Consider the following 16,627-nt stretch of genomic DNA (forward strand, 5'->3'; position numbering starts at 1 on the left):
CGACCTTCGGGTTATGAGCCCGACGAGCTACCAGGCTGCTCCATCCCGCGTCCGAACTTCCTGGCGCTTCCATCACGACAGGTTTACTGCTTTTCCCCGGAGGGAATTGGTTGCGGGAGCCGGATTCGAACCGACGACCTTCGGGTTATGAGCCCGACGAGCTACCAGGCTGCTCCATCCCGCGTCCGTGGATGCGCACTATACTCTCCGGCGATTTTGTTGCAACCCCTTTTTGCACATTAACGCCTGAAATTGCCCTTACCGCTTAATTTATCAACCAATTGTTGCATTGTTGTGCAAAAACAACGCTTCTTTTGGGCGGGGACATTTTAATCTGCAGGGCGCTTTGCTATCTTCGCCTGCAATTGCGTATAAAGGTAGAGAATAATGAAAGGACGTTGGGCAAAGTATATGGTCACCGGGGCACTGATTGCCCTGCTTGCGGGATGTTCCTCCAAACCTACCGATCGCGGCCAGCAGTATAAGGATGGCAAGCTGCAGGAGCCGCTGGGGCTGGTTAATCAACCTAACGCCAAAGGGCGGCCCGTTAACGGCAAAGATTTTGCCGATCAGCTGCTGGAAATTCAGGCCGCTTCCCCGGCCATGTTTTCACGGCAGCTCACCACCTATAGCGCACTGAAAAGCTGGCTGATGGCGGGCGGCGATACGCGGCAGCTGCGCCAGTACGGTGTGGATGCTTACCAGATGGAAGGAACCGATAACTACGGCAACGTACAGTTTACCGGCTACTACACGCCCGTTATTCACGCGCGCTATACCCGTCAGGGTGAATTTCAATATCCTTTATATCGCATGCCGCCACGCGGCAAGCGTCGTTTGCCTGACCGCGCGCAAATCTATAGCGGTGGCCTGGACGAACGTTACGCTATCGGTTACAGCAATTCGCTGATGGATAACTTTATTATGGACGTGCAGGGCAGCGGCTACGTTGACTACGGCGACGGCCGCCCGCTGACCTTCTTCGGCTACGGCGGCAAGAACGGCCATCCTTATCGCAGTATTGGTAAGGTGCTGATCGATCGTGGTGAAGTGAAGCGTGAAGATATGTCGATGCAGGCCATCCGCCAGTGGGGCGAAAATCACAGCCCGGCCGAAGTCCGTGAACTGCTGGAACAGAATCCCTCTTTCGTCTTCTTTAAGCCGGAAGAGTTTGCGCCAGTGCGCGGCGCGAGCGCGGTACCGCTGATTGCCAAAGCCTCGGTCGCTGCCGATCGTTCGCTGATCCCGCCGGGTACCGTGCTGCTGGCGGAAGTGCCTTTGCTGAACGATAAAGGCAAGTTCAACGGCAAATATGAAATGCGTGTAATGGTGGCGCTGGACGTGGGCGGCGCTATCAAAGGCCAGCACTTTGATATTTATCAGGGGATTGGCGAACAGGCGGGGCATATGGCTGGCTGGTATAACCATTATGGTCGGGTCTGGGTGCTTAAAGCGGCACCGGGTGCGGGCGTGTCTCCTTTCTCTATGGCACAAAATGGCAACGCCGGTTCGGCGCTGGTCAGTCGATAATCAGGGGTAACGGGCTGGCTTTTCCGGCCCGTTTCCGACGTTGAGGTAAATCATGACGGCTCTTTCCGACGCCTGGCTCCAGCGCTTTGGCGGCACGGCACGTTTATATGGTCAATCTGCTCTGCAACTTTTCGCCGATGCGCATATCTGCGTGATCGGTATTGGTGGCGTGGGCTCATGGGCTGCGGAGGCGCTGGCACGCACCGGTATCGGCGCCATTACGCTGATCGACATGGACGATGTCTGCGTGACCAATACCAACAGGCAGATCCATGCGCTGAAAGGTACGGTAGGGCAGGCGAAAACCGAGGTAATGGCGGCACGTATTTTAGCTATCAACCCGGAATGCAAAGTCACCTGCGTGGACGACTTTATTACCGCAGAGAATACCGCTGAATTGATGAGCGGCGGCTTTACCTATGTTATTGACGCCATTGACAGCGTGCGGCCCAAAGCGGCGCTGCTGGCCTGGTGTCGCCGAAATAAAGTTCCACTGGTCACCACTGGCGGCGCGGGCGGCCAGATCGATCCTACGCAGATTCAGGTAGCGGACCTGGCGAAAACGATTCAGGATCCGTTAGCGGCTAAGCTGCGAGAACGGCTAAAAAGCGATTTTAAAATCGTTAAAAACAGCAAAGGCAAACTGGGTATCGACTGCGTGTTTTCAACCGAAGCGCTGATGTATCCGCAGCCTGACGGCTCCGTTTGCGCTTCGCGCAGTACGGCAGAAGGGCCGAAACGAATGGATTGTGCTACCGGCTTTGGTGCCGCGACCATGGTTACTGCCACCTTCGGTTTTGTTGCCGTTTCCCACGTGCTGAAAAAAATGATGGCAAAAGCGGCGCGCGCCTGACGCCGTTTTCCTTTTTTCAGCCCGCATCTCTTGCCGCCTTCATCACGGCTTCCGCCAGCGCCGCCAATCCGGCGCTGCGGGACGCGCTAAGCCGATCGCGCAGTCCAGGGTCTTTAAACAGCGCCAGCGGATCGTTTTGTTCTTCAGCCCGCATCTCTTGCCGCCTTCATCACGGCTTCCGCCAGCGCCACCAGTCCGGCGCTGCGGGACGCGCTAAGCTGATCGCGCAGTCCTAGCTCTTCAAACAGCGCCAGCGGATCGTTCTGTATTATCTCTGCGGGCCGTTTTCCCTCCACGCTGACCAACAGTAGGGCCAGCAATCCCCGCACGATACGGCCTTCACTGTCGCCGTAAAAGTGCAGGCATCCTTCAGGCGACAGGTGATACCCCAGCCAGACACGGTTTTCACAGCCGCTTAGCTCACGCTCCGCCGTTTTCCATTCCTCTGCCAGGGCGGGCAGCTGTTTTCCCAGTAAAATCAGTTGACGATAGCGCTCTTCCCACTGGGTGAAGGCGGAGAAGGTCTGCTTTAAGCTGTCGGCGGTAATCAGCGTGCCGAACGGGTGTGGAGTCGGTAAAGTCGTCATAGTTAGTCTGCCAAAAGTTCCAGAGCGGTGGTCATGGCATTGACCAGCGCTTCAACATCGTTAAGCGTATTATAAGGGGCAAAAGAGGCACGTAGGGTGCCGCTGACGCCAAGCGCCTGAAGCAGCGGCTGTGCGCAGTGCTGACCACTACGCAGCGCGATGCCGCTTTCAGCCAGCAGCGTAACGACATCATTATGGTGCACGCCCGCGATATCAAAGGCCAGCAGGCTGGAGCCGCTGGCGCGGAAACTGCAAAAGCCGGGCAGCTCCGCCAGGCGCTCTTCCGCCACGTCGGCCAGTCCACGACTCCAGCTTTCCGCCGCAGCCATATCCAGCGATTCCAGCCAGCCAAGCGCCGCGCTCAGGCCGATCACGCCGGCTACGTTGGGCGTTCCGGCCTCAAAACGCCAGGGCACCGCCTGCGGCGTAAAGCCGTCAAAGCTGACGCTGGTCAGCATTTTGCCGCCGCCCTGCCAGGGCTGCATCTCTTCCAGCAGTGCCGTTTTGCCATACAGCACGCCTGTGCCCATCGGGCCGTAAAGCTTGTGGGCAGAAAAGGCATAGAAATCGATGTCCAGCGCCGCTACGTCAGGCGGATTGTGCGCCACGCCCTGTGCGCCATCGATCACCACCTTTGCACCTGCACGATGTGCCAGGGCGACCGCTTTGCTTACATCCGGACAGCCTCCGGTCACGTTAGACATCTGTCCAAGTGCCAGCACTCGCGTGCGGGCATTCAGTAAGGTTTCCAGGGTCGCGATGCCGGGCAGTAAATCTTTGCCGATTGGCCATTTCACCACTTTTGCGCCGGTTTGTTCGGCCACCATCAGCCACGGCACCAGATTGGCGTGATGTTCGGCTTCGCTGACAATAATTTCATCGCCTGGCCGCAGACGGGGGCGAAAATAGCCCTGGGCGACCAGGTTAATCGCTTCCGTGGTGCCTTTGGTCCAGACAATATTGCTGGCAAGCGGGGCGTTTAGCAGCCGCGCCACCTGACTGCGGGCATTTTCATAACGGTCGGTCAGCGCACGCGCGGCGGCAAACTGGCTGCGATGCACGGTCCCGGCCCCCAAACTATAAAATGCCCGGGTGGCTTCAATGACCGCCGCCGGCTTTAGCGTGGTGGCGGCACTGTCAAGGTAGATACCGGTTTCGTCCAGCGCGGGAAACTGCTGGCGAAAATGAACAGGCGAAAATATGCTCATGTTCTCCTCGAATAAGGGTGTATTAATGCGGTTTTTATCGAATCCGACTGAATTACAGGCGCTTTCCTGGCAATGTCTGAAAAGCGAGTTATTCTAATCCATGCAAGGTTTAAACTATTATCCGCAAACAGGCTTTCCTGAGACAGGCAATTTACTCGCTTTTTGTCTTCGGATCGCGCGTTGCGGGTGGTTTATCGCATTACTATCTGCAAGGAGATATAAAGATGAAAAAATTTGCTGCTATTATGGCCGCCTGTGCCATGACGTTTACCCTGGCTGCCTGCTCAAGCAACTATGTTATGCACACTAATGATGGCCGTACCATCGTCGCCGACGGCAAACCTGTAGTCGACACCGATACCGGTATGATCAGCTACAAAGATGCAAACGGCAACAAGCAGCAGATCAACCGTTCAGACGTAAAAGAAATGGTTGAAATGGGCCAGTAAGTTTTAAGCAAAAAAAAAGCACCGCAATTTGCGGTGCTGTTAAATCTCTATGGACAGACAGGGTAAATCTAAAAGTGGTAGTCGGACTACCCGATCTGCAAAAGGCAGATCAATTGCAAACACAACATCACGACCACAAGCCAAAAGCCCTTCAAAATCCCGCAAAATAGCTTCGATTTCAAACTGCTTTTCGTTCCGGCTCAGGAAGTGCGGCAACTATAGGTATTTGCTGGTACATCCTCAACGGACAAATTATAATGGCTCGGATAAAAAAAACTAATACGTAAAGCTGCGTCAACGGCCTTATGTCCGAAGCCATCATTCTGTAACCGGTAATCATGTCTAAACGTCTTCCTCCTTTAAATGCCCTGCGCGTATTTGATGCTGCCGCACGTCATCTTAGCTTTACCCGTGCTGCAGAAGAGCTGTTTGTTACCCAGGCAGCGGTAAGTCATCAGATCAAGTCACTGGAGGATTTTCTGGGGCTTAAGCTGTTCCGAAGGCGCAATCGTTCTTTATTGCTGACCGAGGAAGGGCAGAGCTACTACCTCGACATCAAGGAAATTTTTACCGCACTGAACGACGCCACGCGCAAGCTTCAGGCGCGAAGCGCCAAGGGCGCACTGACCGTTAGCCTGCTGCCCAGCTTTGCTATCCAGTGGTTGGTGCCGCGTCTTTCCAGCTTTAACTCAGCTTATCCGGGGATAGACGTGCGCATTCAGGCTGTCGACCGTGAAGAGGAGAAGCTGGCGGATGATGTCGACGTGGCGATTTTCTATGGTCGTGGCAACTGGCCAGGACTGCGGGTAGAAAAATTGTATGCCGAATATTTACTGCCCGTCTGTTCACCTTTGTTGTTAACCGGTGATAATCCGTTAAAAACGCCTGCCGACCTGACGCGTTTTACGCTGCTGCATGACGCCTCACGTCGTGACTGGCAGGCCTACACACGCCAGTTGGGCGTTAATATCAACGTGCAGCATGGCCCTATATTCAGCCACAGCGCGATGGTATTGCAGGCGGCTATCCACGGTCAGGGCGTGGCGCTGGCTAACAACGTCATGGCCCAAACGGAAATAGAAGCGGGCAGGCTGGCCTGCCCGTTTAACGATGTGCTGGTAAGTAAAAATGCTTTTTATCTGGTTTGTCATGACAGTCAGGCAGAACTGGGTAAAATAGCCGCCTTTCGTCAGTGGATCCTGGCAAAAGCGGCCAGCGAGCAGGAAAAATTCCGCTTCCGCTACGAAAGCTGAACCTTATTTACTCATGCGTTGCCAGGGCGGCGGCGCGTGCTGTCTCAGAGGATGGTAAGAATGTCGAGTCGTGCAATGCTGATCTTTACGGCCATCAGCGGATTTGTGTTTGTCATGCTGGGCGCATTTGGCGCGCATATATTAAGCAAGTCGTTGGGGGCGGGCGAAATGGCCTGGCTGAGAACCGGTCTGGAGTATCAGGGGTTCCATACGCTGGCGATTTTGGGCCTGTCGGCGGCGATGCGCAGCCGCGCTAATATTTGGTTTTACTGGAGCAGCGCACTGCTGGCGCTGGGCACCGTACTGTTTAGCGGCAGCCTGTATTGTCTGGCGCTGTCCCATCTTAAGCTTTGGGTTTATGTTACGCCGGTAGGTGGCTTTTGCTTCCTGATCGGTTGGGTTTTAATGTTGATTGGCGCGCTGCGTCTGAAGAAAAGGGCAGAACGCCATGAATAAAGTTTTACTCTATTGCCGTCAGGGTTTTGAAAAAGAGTGCGCGGCGGAAATCACTGCCAAAGCGGCGGCCAGGGAAGTATTTGGTTTCGCGCGGGTAAAGGAAGATTCCGCTTACGTGCTGTTTGAATGTTATCAGCCTGAAGACGCTGAAAAGTTGCTGCGCGAGCTGCCATTCAGCGAGCTGATTTTCTCGCGTCAGATGATCGTTGTCGGCGAGCTGCTGCGTGATTTACCGCCTGAGGATCGGGTCACGCCGGTAACCGGCATGCTGACCGGCGTGGTGGAAAAGGGCGGCGAGCTGCGGGTTGAAGTGCCGGATACGAATGAGAGCAAAGAGCTGCTGAAATTTTGCCGCAAGTTCACCGTGCCGCTGCGATCCAGCCTGCGATCGGCGGGCGTGCTGCTGAATTATGAAAGCGAAAAGCGCCCCGTTGTGCACGTCTTCTTTATTGCACCGGGGTACTGCTACGTCGGTTATTCGCTGCCACAAAACAACTCCCCCTTCTTTATGGGCATTCCACGCCTTAAATTCCCGTCCGACGCGCCAAGCCGCTCGACGTTAAAGCTGGAAGAAGCGTTTCACGTTTTTGTGCCCGCTGACGAATGGGAAGAGCGACTGGGCAGCGGCCTCTATGCGGTAGATTTAGGCGCCTGTCCCGGCGGCTGGACCTATCAGCTGGTGAAGCGCAGCATGATGGTGCACGCCGTTGATAACGGCCCCATGGCACCCAGCCTGATGGATACCGGACAGGTTTTCCACCACCGCGAGGACGGGTTTAAATATCGTCCGACACGCAGCAATATCTACTGGCTGGTGTGCGATATGGTAGAAAAACCGGTACGTGTGGCTAACCTGATGGCCGACTGGCTGGTGAACGGCTGGTGCCGTGAAACCATTTTTAACCTCAAGCTGCCGATGAAAAAGCGCTATGAAGAAGTGGCGCAAAACCTGGCGATGATTGATGAGAAGTTGAAGGCTAACGGCATCAATGCGCAAATTCAGGCGCGCCAGCTTTATCACGACCGTGAAGAAGTGACCGTGCATATTCGCCGTGTTTGGGGCGCGACCCCAGGACGTCGCGACGAGCGTTAAAGCTAAGCCAGACCGTGGGCGAACAGGCCGGTGCAACCTGGTTTCTTTTCGCCCGCAGCGACAGAGTCAACGCCGGACATGCGCCCGAATCGTGTTTCCCGAGGCTCCGGCCGAATTTTTACGAGCCTGACTCACGCTGTACGGCGACCAGCAATCTTTCTCCAGGCCAGAGCCAGGCTTTACGGCAGCCGCAAATCCTTCAGGTTACCGGTCAGCTGCAGATCGGTTTTCAACGTGGCGACTTCGCGGCAGAGATAAGCCATTTCCTGCTGCTGCTCCAGCTTTTTGCGCCATTTTTCCGGCACGTCCGGCAGCCGCTCGTAAATTGCTGCCAGCGATCCCCAGGTTTTCAGCAGCTCCGCCGCGCTTTTCGCCCCAATACCGGCTACGCCAGGGATTTTGCTGCTGCTGATACCGGCCAGCCCCCAGTAATCCGTCAGCTGCGCAGGCGCTACGCCAAACTCCTTTTCAATAAACGGCAGATCCAGCCAGCGTTTCTGAAAATAATCGCGAATCTGGATATGGGGTGCCAGCAGCTGGCAATAGCCCTTATCGGTCGACACGATGGTGGCCTGATGACCGCTGTCGGCCACTTTTACCGCCAGTGTGGCGGCGAGGTCATCTGCTTCTTCGCCCGTTGCGTGCCAGCAGGCCACGCCTGCCGCTTCAAACGCTGCCCGAATCTGCGGCATTTCTGTTTTTAAGGTGTCCGGCATGGGCGCACGTCCGGCTTTGTAGTCCGGCAGACGCTGATGACGCCAGCCTTCGTGGCGTTCATCGTCGTCAAATACCGCCACCGCATGGGTCGGTTTACTGTGCAAAATAAGCTGCTGCAAAGCATGGAGGCAGGTTTCCTGGCAGGGGGAATCCTGCACGGCATGGATGCGGCGGATCAGATTTAGCGCATCGATAATCAACAGATGAATAGTCATAGTGGATACTGAGCGGCACGGCTGCCGCTCTACTGAAGGTTATTTAATGATTTCGTAGCAGGGGGTGTAGGCCGTTCCCGGCAGCTTCATACGGTGCTGGGCAACAAATCCCTGTAACAAATCGTCCATGCGGCGCATGATTTCTGCATCGCCGTGTATCTTATACGGGCCGTTTTCCTTAATCGCTTTGATGCCCGGCTCCTTAACGTTGCCCGCCACGATCCCGGAGAACGCGCGGCGCAGCGAGGCCGCCAGCTGTTCGGCAGGCTGGTCAGGATAGAGATTAAGATTGGCCATATTTTCGTGGGTCGGCATAAACGGCACCTGCAGATTCGGCGCGATGCGGATTGACCAGTTAAAGCTGTAGGCATCGCCCGTTTCACGCCGATATTCTTTCACTTTCGGCATGGCATTTTTCATCAGGCGAGCGACCTCTGCCGCGTCGTCAATGATGATGGTGTAGTGCTGGCGGGCAGCTTCGCCCAGCGTGCTGACAATAAACTCATCCAGCACCCGGAAGTAATCGGCGCTCTCTTTCGGGCCGGTCAGGATCAGCGGCAGAACCTGGTCATGGTTCTGCGGATTCATCAGGATGCCCAGCAGATAGAGCAACTCTTCTGCCGTACCCACGCCGCCCGGGAAAATAATGATGCCGTGAGCGATACGCACAAAGGCTTCCAGCCGTTTTTCAATGTCCGGCATGATAATCAATTCATTTACCAGCGGATTAGGCGGCTCGGCGGCAATGATCGACGGTTCGGTCAGGCCAATAAAGCGGCTCTCTTTATAACGCTGCTGCGCGTGGCCCACGGCTGCGCCTTTCATCGGGGCCTCCATGACGCCTGGCCCGCAGCCGGTACAGATATTCAGCTCGCGCAGGCCCAGCTGTGAACCCACGTTGCGGCAGTACTGATATTCAACGGCGTTGATAGAGTGGCCGCCCCAGCAAACAACGGTATTCGGCAGTTCACCAACGTGCAGCGCTCTGGCGTTACGCAGCAGCGAAAAAACCAGGTTGGTGGTGCGCACTGAGTCATCCACGTCCTGCTGCTGAAGGCCGCTGTCGGACTGACCATTCACAAACAGAATGTCGCGCAGTACCGCAAACAGGTTGGCCTGCAGCGAGCGAATGATCCGCCCGTCAACAAAGGCTTCTTCCGGTGGATTAATCAACTCAAGCTTAACGCCGCGCTCGCGTCGCAACACGTTGATGTCAAAGTTTTCAAAACGCGACAGCAGTTCATGGCTGCTGTCTGTCTGGCTGCCGGAGTTCAGCACGGCAAGGGAACAGTTGCGGAAGAGTTGGTAGAGGTCGCTGCTGGCATTGCGCTTCAGCATATCGACTTCCAGTTGAGACAACAGATCCATGGAGCCTAATGGGCTGATATGTGTAATCAAATTAACTCCTTTACGCCCGTCCGGGCGGTGATCGCTCTCCGTCAAGAGCTCGCCGAATAAACGGCGAGCCTGACCAGAAAAAATGTCCCGGGCACCCGATGCCCGCTTCAGATTAGCCTTCTTCTCAAACAGTTAACAACGTTATCGTGCTTTTATGCGCGGCAGTGCGCAAAGTGCTACTGTCGTACCAGCCTGGACAAGCCCGGTTTAAAGACACCGTTGCTGCGCCAGGGATTGATATCCAGACCCCCGCGGCGTGTATAGCGGGCGTAAACGCTCAGGCTTTCCGGCTGGCAGAAGCGTAAAATATCGTTGAAAATGCGTTCCACGCACTGCTCGTGGAATTCATTATGGTGCCGGAACGAGACGAGATAGCGTAGCAGCGCTTCACGCTGGATGCGTGGGCCGCGATAGGTGATTTGCACCGAGCCCCAATCTGGCTGGTTAGTGATCAGGCAGTTGGACTTCAGCAGATGACTAACCAGCTGCTCTTCCACCACTTCTGCCTGTGTGGCCTGCTGCAGGTAATCGGTGCTAAAGGTATAGTTGTCGATCTCAATATCCTGCTCGTCAATGCAATAGCCACTGAAGTGGCCTATCGGCTGGCCTTCAATCTCTCGCAGGCGGAACAGGGCGACGCTAACGTCACCCTGTGCGCAGGCGCTGAGGTCACGCTCCAGCGTGGCACGAACCTCACCCCAGTCGGCAAAACGGGTCTGGTTAAAACTGTTAAGATAGAGCTTAAAGCTCTTGGACTCGATCAGGTTAATGCTGTGGGCATCCAGGCTTACTTCACCGATAGCGACCTGCGGTAACCCTTTGGCATTCAGCCAGGAAAGTTCGTACAGCGTCCAGATGTCGGCGCCATGAAAGGGTAAATTTTCCGGATATAGCCCCAGCGGTTCGCGGTTCATGCTCCTTGGCACGGCCTGCAGTAAAGAAGGCTGATACTGGTCGTGGTATTCTGTGGGTTTTCCCAGCGTCAGGCCGCTGAGTGCCTGATGTGTATCTGAAGACATCGTATTACCTTATAGCCTGATATTACAGGTGAAGTGGTCAAGCGCCTGCGGCCAGTAATCGCCGGGCGACGCAACTTAAAACGTATAGCCTTAGTGTAACTCAGGCACCAGAGAGTGAAAAAAGAATGATTGATGAAACCTCCCGCGCCCTGGCTGATTTTACCCGCAACTACTGCGAACGTTGGGCCAGCGAGTGCGGCCATCCCCCGGCAAGCAGCGAGCTGTATGGCGTTCCTTCACCCTGCGTACAGCAAACCGTCGGCGGAGAGGTATGGTGGTTGCCGCAGCCCTTTACCCTCGCCAAAAATCTGGACAATGTAGCGCGCGCGCTGGATTTACAGATACAGCCCTCCGTCATTGCCTGGTACACCTCGCAGTTCGCGGGCGACATGAAAACATGGGTCAACGACCAGCCCTGTACGCTGCTGCAAATATGGAGCGAAGACGATTTTGAACGTATGCAGGAAAACTTGATTGGTCACCTGGTGATGAAGCGCCGTCTTAAACAGCCCCCTACATTTTTTATTGCTACCACACAGTCTGAGTTGGAAATCATTTCTGTGTGTAATTTGAGCGGGGAAGTGATTCTGGAAACCCTGGGCACGAAAAAGCAGACGGTGCTGGCCGAGACCCTGGCGCAGTTCCTGGCTTCTTTGCCGGTTATTGATCCCTTAAGGTAAAACGGCACTTATCTTGTGAGAGATCTCTTACAGAATATGTAAGAGATCGCATTTAAATCTTAAGAAGGCGATAAGGACTGTCCAGCAAAATTAAAGTAAATCATAAGGTTGTTATAAATCCTTTCATAAAAAAAACCATCCGGCGTCAAAAAAAGCTTTTCGTCACTTGTTTGCCAGCTTCATTAAGGCAAACTGCTCCTGTCACAAAGGACAGTGGCTTATGGAATAAGCCGGTCGGCAATCTGAAAGCATCCGTTAAGGACTTCAGGTCTGCGCAAGACATCTCGGGAGTGAGAAAAGGACACCTCCAGGAAGGAGAAATGTACTGCCGGAGAGCGGTAAGCCAGGATGCTCAGGGACATCGCCATTGAAGGTGAAAGTGTAGGGACAACTACAGGACAAAGTTATCAAGGATGAGCAGGGAGCACACTATGTAGCGGGATTGCTGCGAACGAACCGGGAGCACTGTTTTTACAGTGCTCCCTTTTTTTCGTCCATACTTATCCCGTTGTCGGCGGTAATGCTATGCTTGCGACCCTTTAAAACCGATCAGGAGAGCTAAGATGAGCCGGGAACTTGAAATCCGCGATCGCCTGCAGGCTATTGAGCAGGCCTTACACGATGCAGGGCTGTGGCAAACCTGTGCGCCAAACGCAGAAGCGTTTGAAAGCACCGAGCCTTTTTGCGTAGATACCATGATGCCGATCCAGTGGTTACAGTGGGTTTTCCTGCCGCGTATGCAGGCATTACTGGACGCCCAGACCGCGCTACCGGTAAAGCTGGCTATCGCTCCTTATTATGAAGTTGCGCTGGAAGGCGCTATGCCCGGCCGTGCCGCTTTACTGCATGTTCTGAATCAGCTTGATCAACTTTTTGAGCACGATGCCTGATGCTTGAGATTATTTATCAGGACGACTGGCTGGTCGCGGTGAATAAACCTTCCGGCTGGCTGGTGCACCGCAGCTGGCTTGACAGACATGAAAGCGTCTTCGTGATGCAAACCGTACGCGATCAGATAGGTCAGCATGTTTTCACCGTTCACCGCCTCGACCGTCCGACTTCGGGCGTGCTGTTGATGGCGTTGTCCAGCGAGGTTGCCCGTCTGCTTTCACAACAGTTTGAACAGCATCAGCTGCAGAAAACGTATCATGCGGTTGTCAGGGGCTGGCTGGATGGCGAAGAAACGCTGGATTATGCCTTAATGGAAGAGCTGGATAAGATTGCCGACAAGTTCAGCGATCGGGATAAGGAACCGCAGCCTGCGGTGACGCACTGGCGCGCGCTGGCGAAAGCGGAGCTGCCGGTAGCGGTCAGCCGTTACGCCAGTTCGCGCTATACGCTGATGGAGCTGGAGCCGCAGACCGGCCGTAAGCATCAGCTGCGTCGGCATATGACCCACCTGCGTCATCCCATTATTGGCGATAGCGCGCATGGCGATCTGCGACAGAATCGCAGCGCGGCGCAGCACTTCGGCATGACGCGTCTGATGCTGCACGCCAGCGAGCTGCGGCTGACGCATCCGGTAACGGGCGAGCCTTTGCTGCTGCGTGCGGGACTGGATACGGTCTGGCAGAGTATGATGGCGCAGTTTGGCTGGCAGGATGCTCTCCCCGATCTTTGCAGGGTTGAGTTTGCGGCGTCCTGCCTGCAGGATAGCGTTTCAGATTAGGCGACAAGGAGAAAGGCATGGCGCAGATAGGCATTTTTGTAGGGACGGTTTACGGTAACGCGCTGCTGGTGGCGGAAGAGGCCGAGCCTTTATTGGCTGATGCCGGCCATCAGGTGGAAATTTTTGAAGATCCTACGCTTGAACAGTGGCAGCGCTACGCCAATGACGTGGCGCTGGTGATCACCTCTACCACGGCTCAGGGCGATCTGCCCGATAGCATTACGCCGCTGTTTTATGACATTAAAGACAAGTTAGGTCATCAGCCTGCGCTGCGTTACGGCGTGATCGCGCTGGGCGACAGTAACTATGACGATTTTTGCGGTGCGGGCAAAAAGTTTGATGCGCTGTTGCAGGAGCACTCGGCGAAGCGAGTCGGCGAGGTGCTGCTGATCGACGCTAATGACTACCCGGAACCGGAAACGCTTTCTTCGCCGTGGGTAGAAGCCTGGGTGAAACTACTGGATTAACAGCCGGGCCTTCCCCTGAACGGGAAGGCCCGCAGGATCAGGTGATCGGGGCCGGGTTAAAGACCGCCAGCGAGTTGCGGATCCCCCAGCGGTCGGACCAGGTTTGTTTCCGGCCGCTGGCGATATCCAGGATCAGCTCAAAGAGCCGCCAGCCTACCTGTTCGATGGTTTCCTCACCCGTAGCAATGGTGCCCGCGTTGATATCCATCAAATCATGCCATCTGTCCGCCAGCGCGTTGCGTGTGGCCATTTTGATCACGGGAATGGCTGCCAGACCGTAAGGCGTTCCGCGCCCGGTGGTAAACACCTGCAACGTAATGCCGGAAGCCATCTGCTGGGTGCCGCAGACAAAATCGCTGGCCGGTGTGGCCGCATAAATCAGGCCACGTTTGGTGGGGCGCTGGCCAGGTGAAAGCACCTCAACGATAGCGCTACGGCCCGATTTAGCGATAGAACCTAACGCCTTTTCAACCACGTTCGCCAGTCCGCCTTTTTTATTCCCTGGCGACGGATTAGCACTGCGATCGGTTTGGCCCATGTTCAGATAATCGTCGTACCAGGCCATTTCTTCGAGCAGGCGCTGACCGATTTCCGCTGTTGCCACGCGTGGCGTTAACAGATGTACCGCATCACGCACTTCGGTCACTTCTGAGAACATCACCGTCGCGCCGCAGCGTACCAACAGATCGGAAGCAAAACCCACCGCCGGATTGGCGGTCACGCCGGAAAACGCATCGCTACCGCCGCATTGCATCCCGACAATCAGCTCCGCTGCCGGTACCGTTTCACGCTGGCGCTGGTTAAGGCGCTGCAAATGACGTTCAGCGACCTGCAAAATATCGTTAACCATTGATTCAAAGCCAACATGCTTTTCATCCTGTAAACGCACCACGTCATGGTCATCCAGCGAAATAGCCTGCACGTCGGGCGTGCCTTCCAGAAGTCGCTCGGGCTGAAGTTTTTCACAGCCCAGGCTGACAATCATCACTTCGCCGCCAAAGTTGGCGTTTAGCGCCAGGTTGTGAATGGTGCGGATCGGCACCACGGCAGCGGGCGCGTTGATGGCTACGCCGCAGCCGTAAAGGTGATTTAACGCCACGACGCCGTCGACGTTAGGATATTTTGGCAGCAATTCGCGCTCAATAATCTGTACGACGTAGTCGACGACTCCCGCGACACAGTGCACGCTGGTGGTGATTCCCAGCAGGTTACGAGTCCCTACGCTGCCGTCGGCGTTGCGATAGCCTTCAAAGGTGTAGCCTTCCAGCGGCGGCAGCGCGGGGGGAATGTTGTTAGCCAGCGGCAGGCTGGCGAGATCCGGCGCTTCCGGCAGCACCACCAGCGACTCGTCAATCCAGCCGCCGCGAGCAATATCACGCACCGCATATCCGATAACTTCACCATAGCGAATAATATCGCCACCTTGCGCAATCGCGCTTAAGGCCACTTTATGACCCTGTGGAATATGTTCTTTTAATACCAGTCCGCATGAAAAAGTAGTGCCGGCCTTTAATCCATTGTTATTCACAACGATGGCGACATTATCGTTTTCGTGCACCTTTATATAAAGGGGAAGATCGTTTCTGGGAGTGTTCATCGCTCGACAAGTCCTGAGATAAATGAATCGGCACTTTCTTTATTTTAAAGGGAGGTAAAAAGCGTTTTTCGGGTGGAATTATTCTGCTGTGGGACAGTATAGAGAGGCTTAAGGGGGAAAACATTATGCAAATGTCCGACATGGCGCGGTAACAAGCGGGATATTTTCAGGCAAAAAGCCAGGCGACAGTGAGACGGTTCACAAAGAAAAAGGGAACGTGACCGCGCCCGCAGAAGTGGGTATTTCCGTGAGCCAGGCCGCAGCCAATTGGGCATGTGCCACAACATCCGTCGGTTTTCCCCGCTTTAACAGGGCGTTTTAACGGTGCTTTCACGAAGTGCCCTCCCTATACTTTTTGTCAAACGGGACGAGAGCTTTGAACGTTGTGATTATTCTGCCCCTTAATCGCTGTGTTTAACCTGACATCATTCTGATACCCAACGCGATGTGTATGCAGTCCAGAGTGAGTTTGCCTGACCGCTATATTTCAGGAGTGCATCATGGATTCAATCAGCAGTGCTGCGAGCACCGTGCAAAAAAGAACTAATGCTCGCTACTGGATAGTGGTGATGTTGTTTATCGTCACTTCATTCAACTACGGCGACCGTGCCACCATCGCTATCGCCGGTTCGGCAATGTCGAAAGACATTGGGCTGGATCCGGTTGGACTGGGTTACATCTTCTCCGCTTTCTCCTGGGCTTACGTCATTGGGCAGATCCCCGGCGGCTGGCTGCTGGACAGGTTTGGCTCAAAACGCGTCTATTTCTGGAGCATCTTCCTCTGGTCGCTGTTTACGCTGCTGCAAGGCTTTGTCGATCTGCTCAGCGGCTTTAGCATCATCGTTACGCTGTTTATGCTGAGATTTATGGTCGGGCTGGCGGAAGCGCCTTCTTTTCCCGGAAATAGTCGTATCGTCGCCGCCTGGTTTCCCGCACAGGAGCGCGGCACGGCCGTCGCTATTTTTAACTCGGCGCAGTACTTCGCTACGGTCATCTTCGCCCCCATAATGGGCTGGCTTACATCCGCAGTCGGCTGGGCGCACGTGTTCTGGTTTATGGGTGGGCTGGGCATCATCATCAGCTTTATCTGGCTCAAAGTTATCCACGATCCTAATGACCATCCCGGCGTTAATAAAGCCGAGCTGGAATATATGGAGCAGGGTGGCGCGCTGATCAATATGGACATGAAGAAAGCTGTCCGTAAAGTCAGCTGGGAAGAAAAGAAAAGCCAGATTAAGCAGCTAATTACGTCAAGAATGATGGTAGGTATTTATCTGGGGCAGTATTGCATCAACGCCTTAACCTACTTCTTTATCACCTGGTTCCCGGTTTATCTGGTGCAGGCACGTGGCATGTCCATTCTGAAGGCCGGTATGGTGGCCTCCATTCCCGCTATTTGCGGCTTTCTGGGCGGCGTGCTGGGCGGCATTATTTCC

Annotated in this window: 18 protein-coding genes and 1 tRNA gene; 11 read left to right on the forward strand and 8 right to left on the reverse strand. The window is 54.9% G+C overall.

Annotated features, from left to right (window positions below; all coding sequences use genetic code 11):
- Positions 1–107: 107 nt before the first annotated feature.
- A tRNA-Met gene (locus tag RTK32_RS07860) sits at positions 108–184 on the reverse strand.
- Between the two features lie 203 nt (positions 185–387).
- On the opposite strand from RTK32_RS07860, the gene mltA reads away from it, so the two are divergent.
- On the forward strand, positions 388–1,530 hold the full coding sequence (gene mltA, locus RTK32_RS07865) for a murein transglycosylase A (RefSeq protein ID WP_312042909.1): 1,143 nt from the start codon (positions 388–390) through the stop codon (positions 1,528–1,530).
- A 52-nt stretch (positions 1,531–1,582) separates the two neighbouring features.
- Positions 1,583–2,383, forward strand: coding sequence for a tRNA cyclic N6-threonylcarbamoyladenosine(37) synthase TcdA (gene tcdA, locus RTK32_RS07870; protein WP_312042910.1), 801 nt, complete (start codon positions 1,583–1,585; stop codon positions 2,381–2,383).
- 16 nt (positions 2,384–2,399) lie between these two features.
- Here tcdA and RTK32_RS07875 read toward each other — a convergent pair whose 3' ends face one another.
- From RTK32_RS07875 to csdA, 3 genes are read right to left on the reverse strand one after another with little or no spacing between them, the layout of a single operon-like run.
- Complete coding sequence (locus RTK32_RS07875; RefSeq protein ID WP_409451076.1) at positions 2,400–2,537, reverse strand: hypothetical protein; 138 nt, start codon at positions 2,535–2,537, stop codon at positions 2,400–2,402.
- Positions 2,527–2,970: a cysteine desulfurase sulfur acceptor subunit CsdE gene (gene csdE, locus RTK32_RS07880; protein WP_312042911.1), complete on the reverse strand. Its 444-nt coding sequence runs from the start codon at positions 2,968–2,970 to the stop codon at positions 2,527–2,529. Before csdE ends, RTK32_RS07875 begins: the two co-directional genes overlap by 11 nt.
- Before the next feature lie 2 nt (positions 2,971–2,972).
- Positions 2,973–4,178 carry a cysteine desulfurase CsdA gene (gene csdA, locus RTK32_RS07885; protein WP_312042912.1) on the reverse strand — a complete coding sequence of 402 codons (1,206 nt, stop codon included), beginning with the start codon at positions 4,176–4,178 and terminating at the stop codon, positions 2,973–2,975.
- 224 nt (positions 4,179–4,402) lie between these two features.
- Here csdA and RTK32_RS07890 point away from each other — a divergent pair, with 224 nt between their 5' ends.
- The 4 genes from RTK32_RS07890 to rlmM all read left to right on the forward strand — a co-directional run bounded on the left by RTK32_RS07890 (position 4,403) and on the right by rlmM (position 7,429).
- Entirely contained in the window at positions 4,403–4,627 is a 225-nt protein-coding gene (locus RTK32_RS07890) for a YgdI/YgdR family lipoprotein (RefSeq protein WP_312042913.1), read from the forward strand.
- Between the two features lie 338 nt (positions 4,628–4,965).
- A complete protein-coding gene (locus RTK32_RS07895) occupies positions 4,966–5,880 on the forward strand; it encodes a transcriptional regulator GcvA (protein WP_125287404.1) in 915 nt (304 codons plus the stop codon).
- Between the two features lie 60 nt (positions 5,881–5,940).
- Positions 5,941–6,336, forward strand: a complete 396-nt coding sequence (locus RTK32_RS07900; protein ID WP_312042914.1) for a DUF423 domain-containing protein — start codon at positions 5,941–5,943, stop codon at positions 6,334–6,336.
- Positions 6,329–7,429, forward strand: coding sequence for a 23S rRNA (cytidine(2498)-2'-O)-methyltransferase RlmM (rlmM, locus tag RTK32_RS07905; RefSeq protein ID WP_312042915.1), 1,101 nt, complete (start codon positions 6,329–6,331; stop codon positions 7,427–7,429). The genes RTK32_RS07900 and rlmM overlap by 8 nt, the downstream gene beginning before the upstream one ends.
- Before the next feature lie 179 nt (positions 7,430–7,608).
- Here the strand turns inward: rlmM and xni are convergent, their stop codons facing one another.
- The 3 genes from xni to queF form a co-directional block, all read right to left on the reverse strand.
- Positions 7,609–8,361 (reverse strand): flap endonuclease Xni, encoded by a 753-nt coding sequence (gene xni, locus RTK32_RS07910; protein ID WP_312042916.1) that lies wholly within the window; start codon positions 8,359–8,361, stop codon positions 7,609–7,611.
- A 39-nt stretch (positions 8,362–8,400) separates the two neighbouring features.
- A complete protein-coding gene (gene ppnN, locus RTK32_RS07915) occupies positions 8,401–9,759 on the reverse strand; it encodes a nucleotide 5'-monophosphate nucleosidase PpnN (RefSeq protein ID WP_312042917.1) in 1,359 nt (452 codons plus the stop codon).
- Between the two features lie 176 nt (positions 9,760–9,935).
- Entirely contained in the window at positions 9,936–10,778 is an 843-nt protein-coding gene (queF, locus tag RTK32_RS07920) for an NADPH-dependent 7-cyano-7-deazaguanine reductase QueF (protein WP_312042918.1), read from the reverse strand.
- 125 nt (positions 10,779–10,903) lie between these two features.
- On the opposite strand from queF, the gene syd reads away from it, so the two are divergent.
- From syd to RTK32_RS07940, 4 genes are all read left to right on the forward strand, one after another.
- The gene (gene syd, locus RTK32_RS07925; RefSeq protein ID WP_312042919.1) at positions 10,904–11,458 is read left to right on the forward strand and encodes a SecY-interacting protein; all 555 of its coding nucleotides are present in this window, start codon (positions 10,904–10,906) and stop codon (positions 11,456–11,458) included.
- A 563-nt stretch (positions 11,459–12,021) separates the two neighbouring features.
- Positions 12,022–12,348: a YqcC family protein gene (locus RTK32_RS07930; RefSeq protein ID WP_312042920.1), complete on the forward strand. Its 327-nt coding sequence runs from the start codon at positions 12,022–12,024 to the stop codon at positions 12,346–12,348.
- Positions 12,348–13,127, forward strand: coding sequence for a tRNA pseudouridine(65) synthase TruC (gene truC, locus RTK32_RS07935; RefSeq protein WP_312042921.1), 780 nt, complete (start codon positions 12,348–12,350; stop codon positions 13,125–13,127). The genes RTK32_RS07930 and truC overlap by 1 nt, the downstream gene beginning before the upstream one ends.
- 17 nt (positions 13,128–13,144) lie before the next feature.
- Positions 13,145–13,594 carry a flavodoxin gene (locus RTK32_RS07940; protein WP_312042922.1) on the forward strand — a complete coding sequence of 150 codons (450 nt, stop codon included), beginning with the start codon at positions 13,145–13,147 and terminating at the stop codon, positions 13,592–13,594.
- 37 nt (positions 13,595–13,631) lie between these two features.
- On the opposite strand, the gene garD is transcribed toward RTK32_RS07940, so the two are convergent.
- Positions 13,632–15,191: a galactarate dehydratase gene (gene garD, locus RTK32_RS07945; RefSeq protein WP_312042923.1), complete on the reverse strand. Its 1,560-nt coding sequence runs from the start codon at positions 15,189–15,191 to the stop codon at positions 13,632–13,634.
- Positions 15,192–15,691: 500 nt separating this feature from the next.
- On the opposite strand from garD, the gene RTK32_RS07950 reads away from it, so the two are divergent.
- Positions 15,692–16,627: MFS transporter (locus RTK32_RS07950; protein ID WP_312042924.1), on the forward strand; the 936-nt coding region annotated here is incomplete at its 3' end.

The organism is Erwinia sp. (genome assembly GCF_031978025.1).
Taxonomy (GTDB): Bacteria; Pseudomonadota; Gammaproteobacteria; order Enterobacterales; family Enterobacteriaceae; genus Erwinia.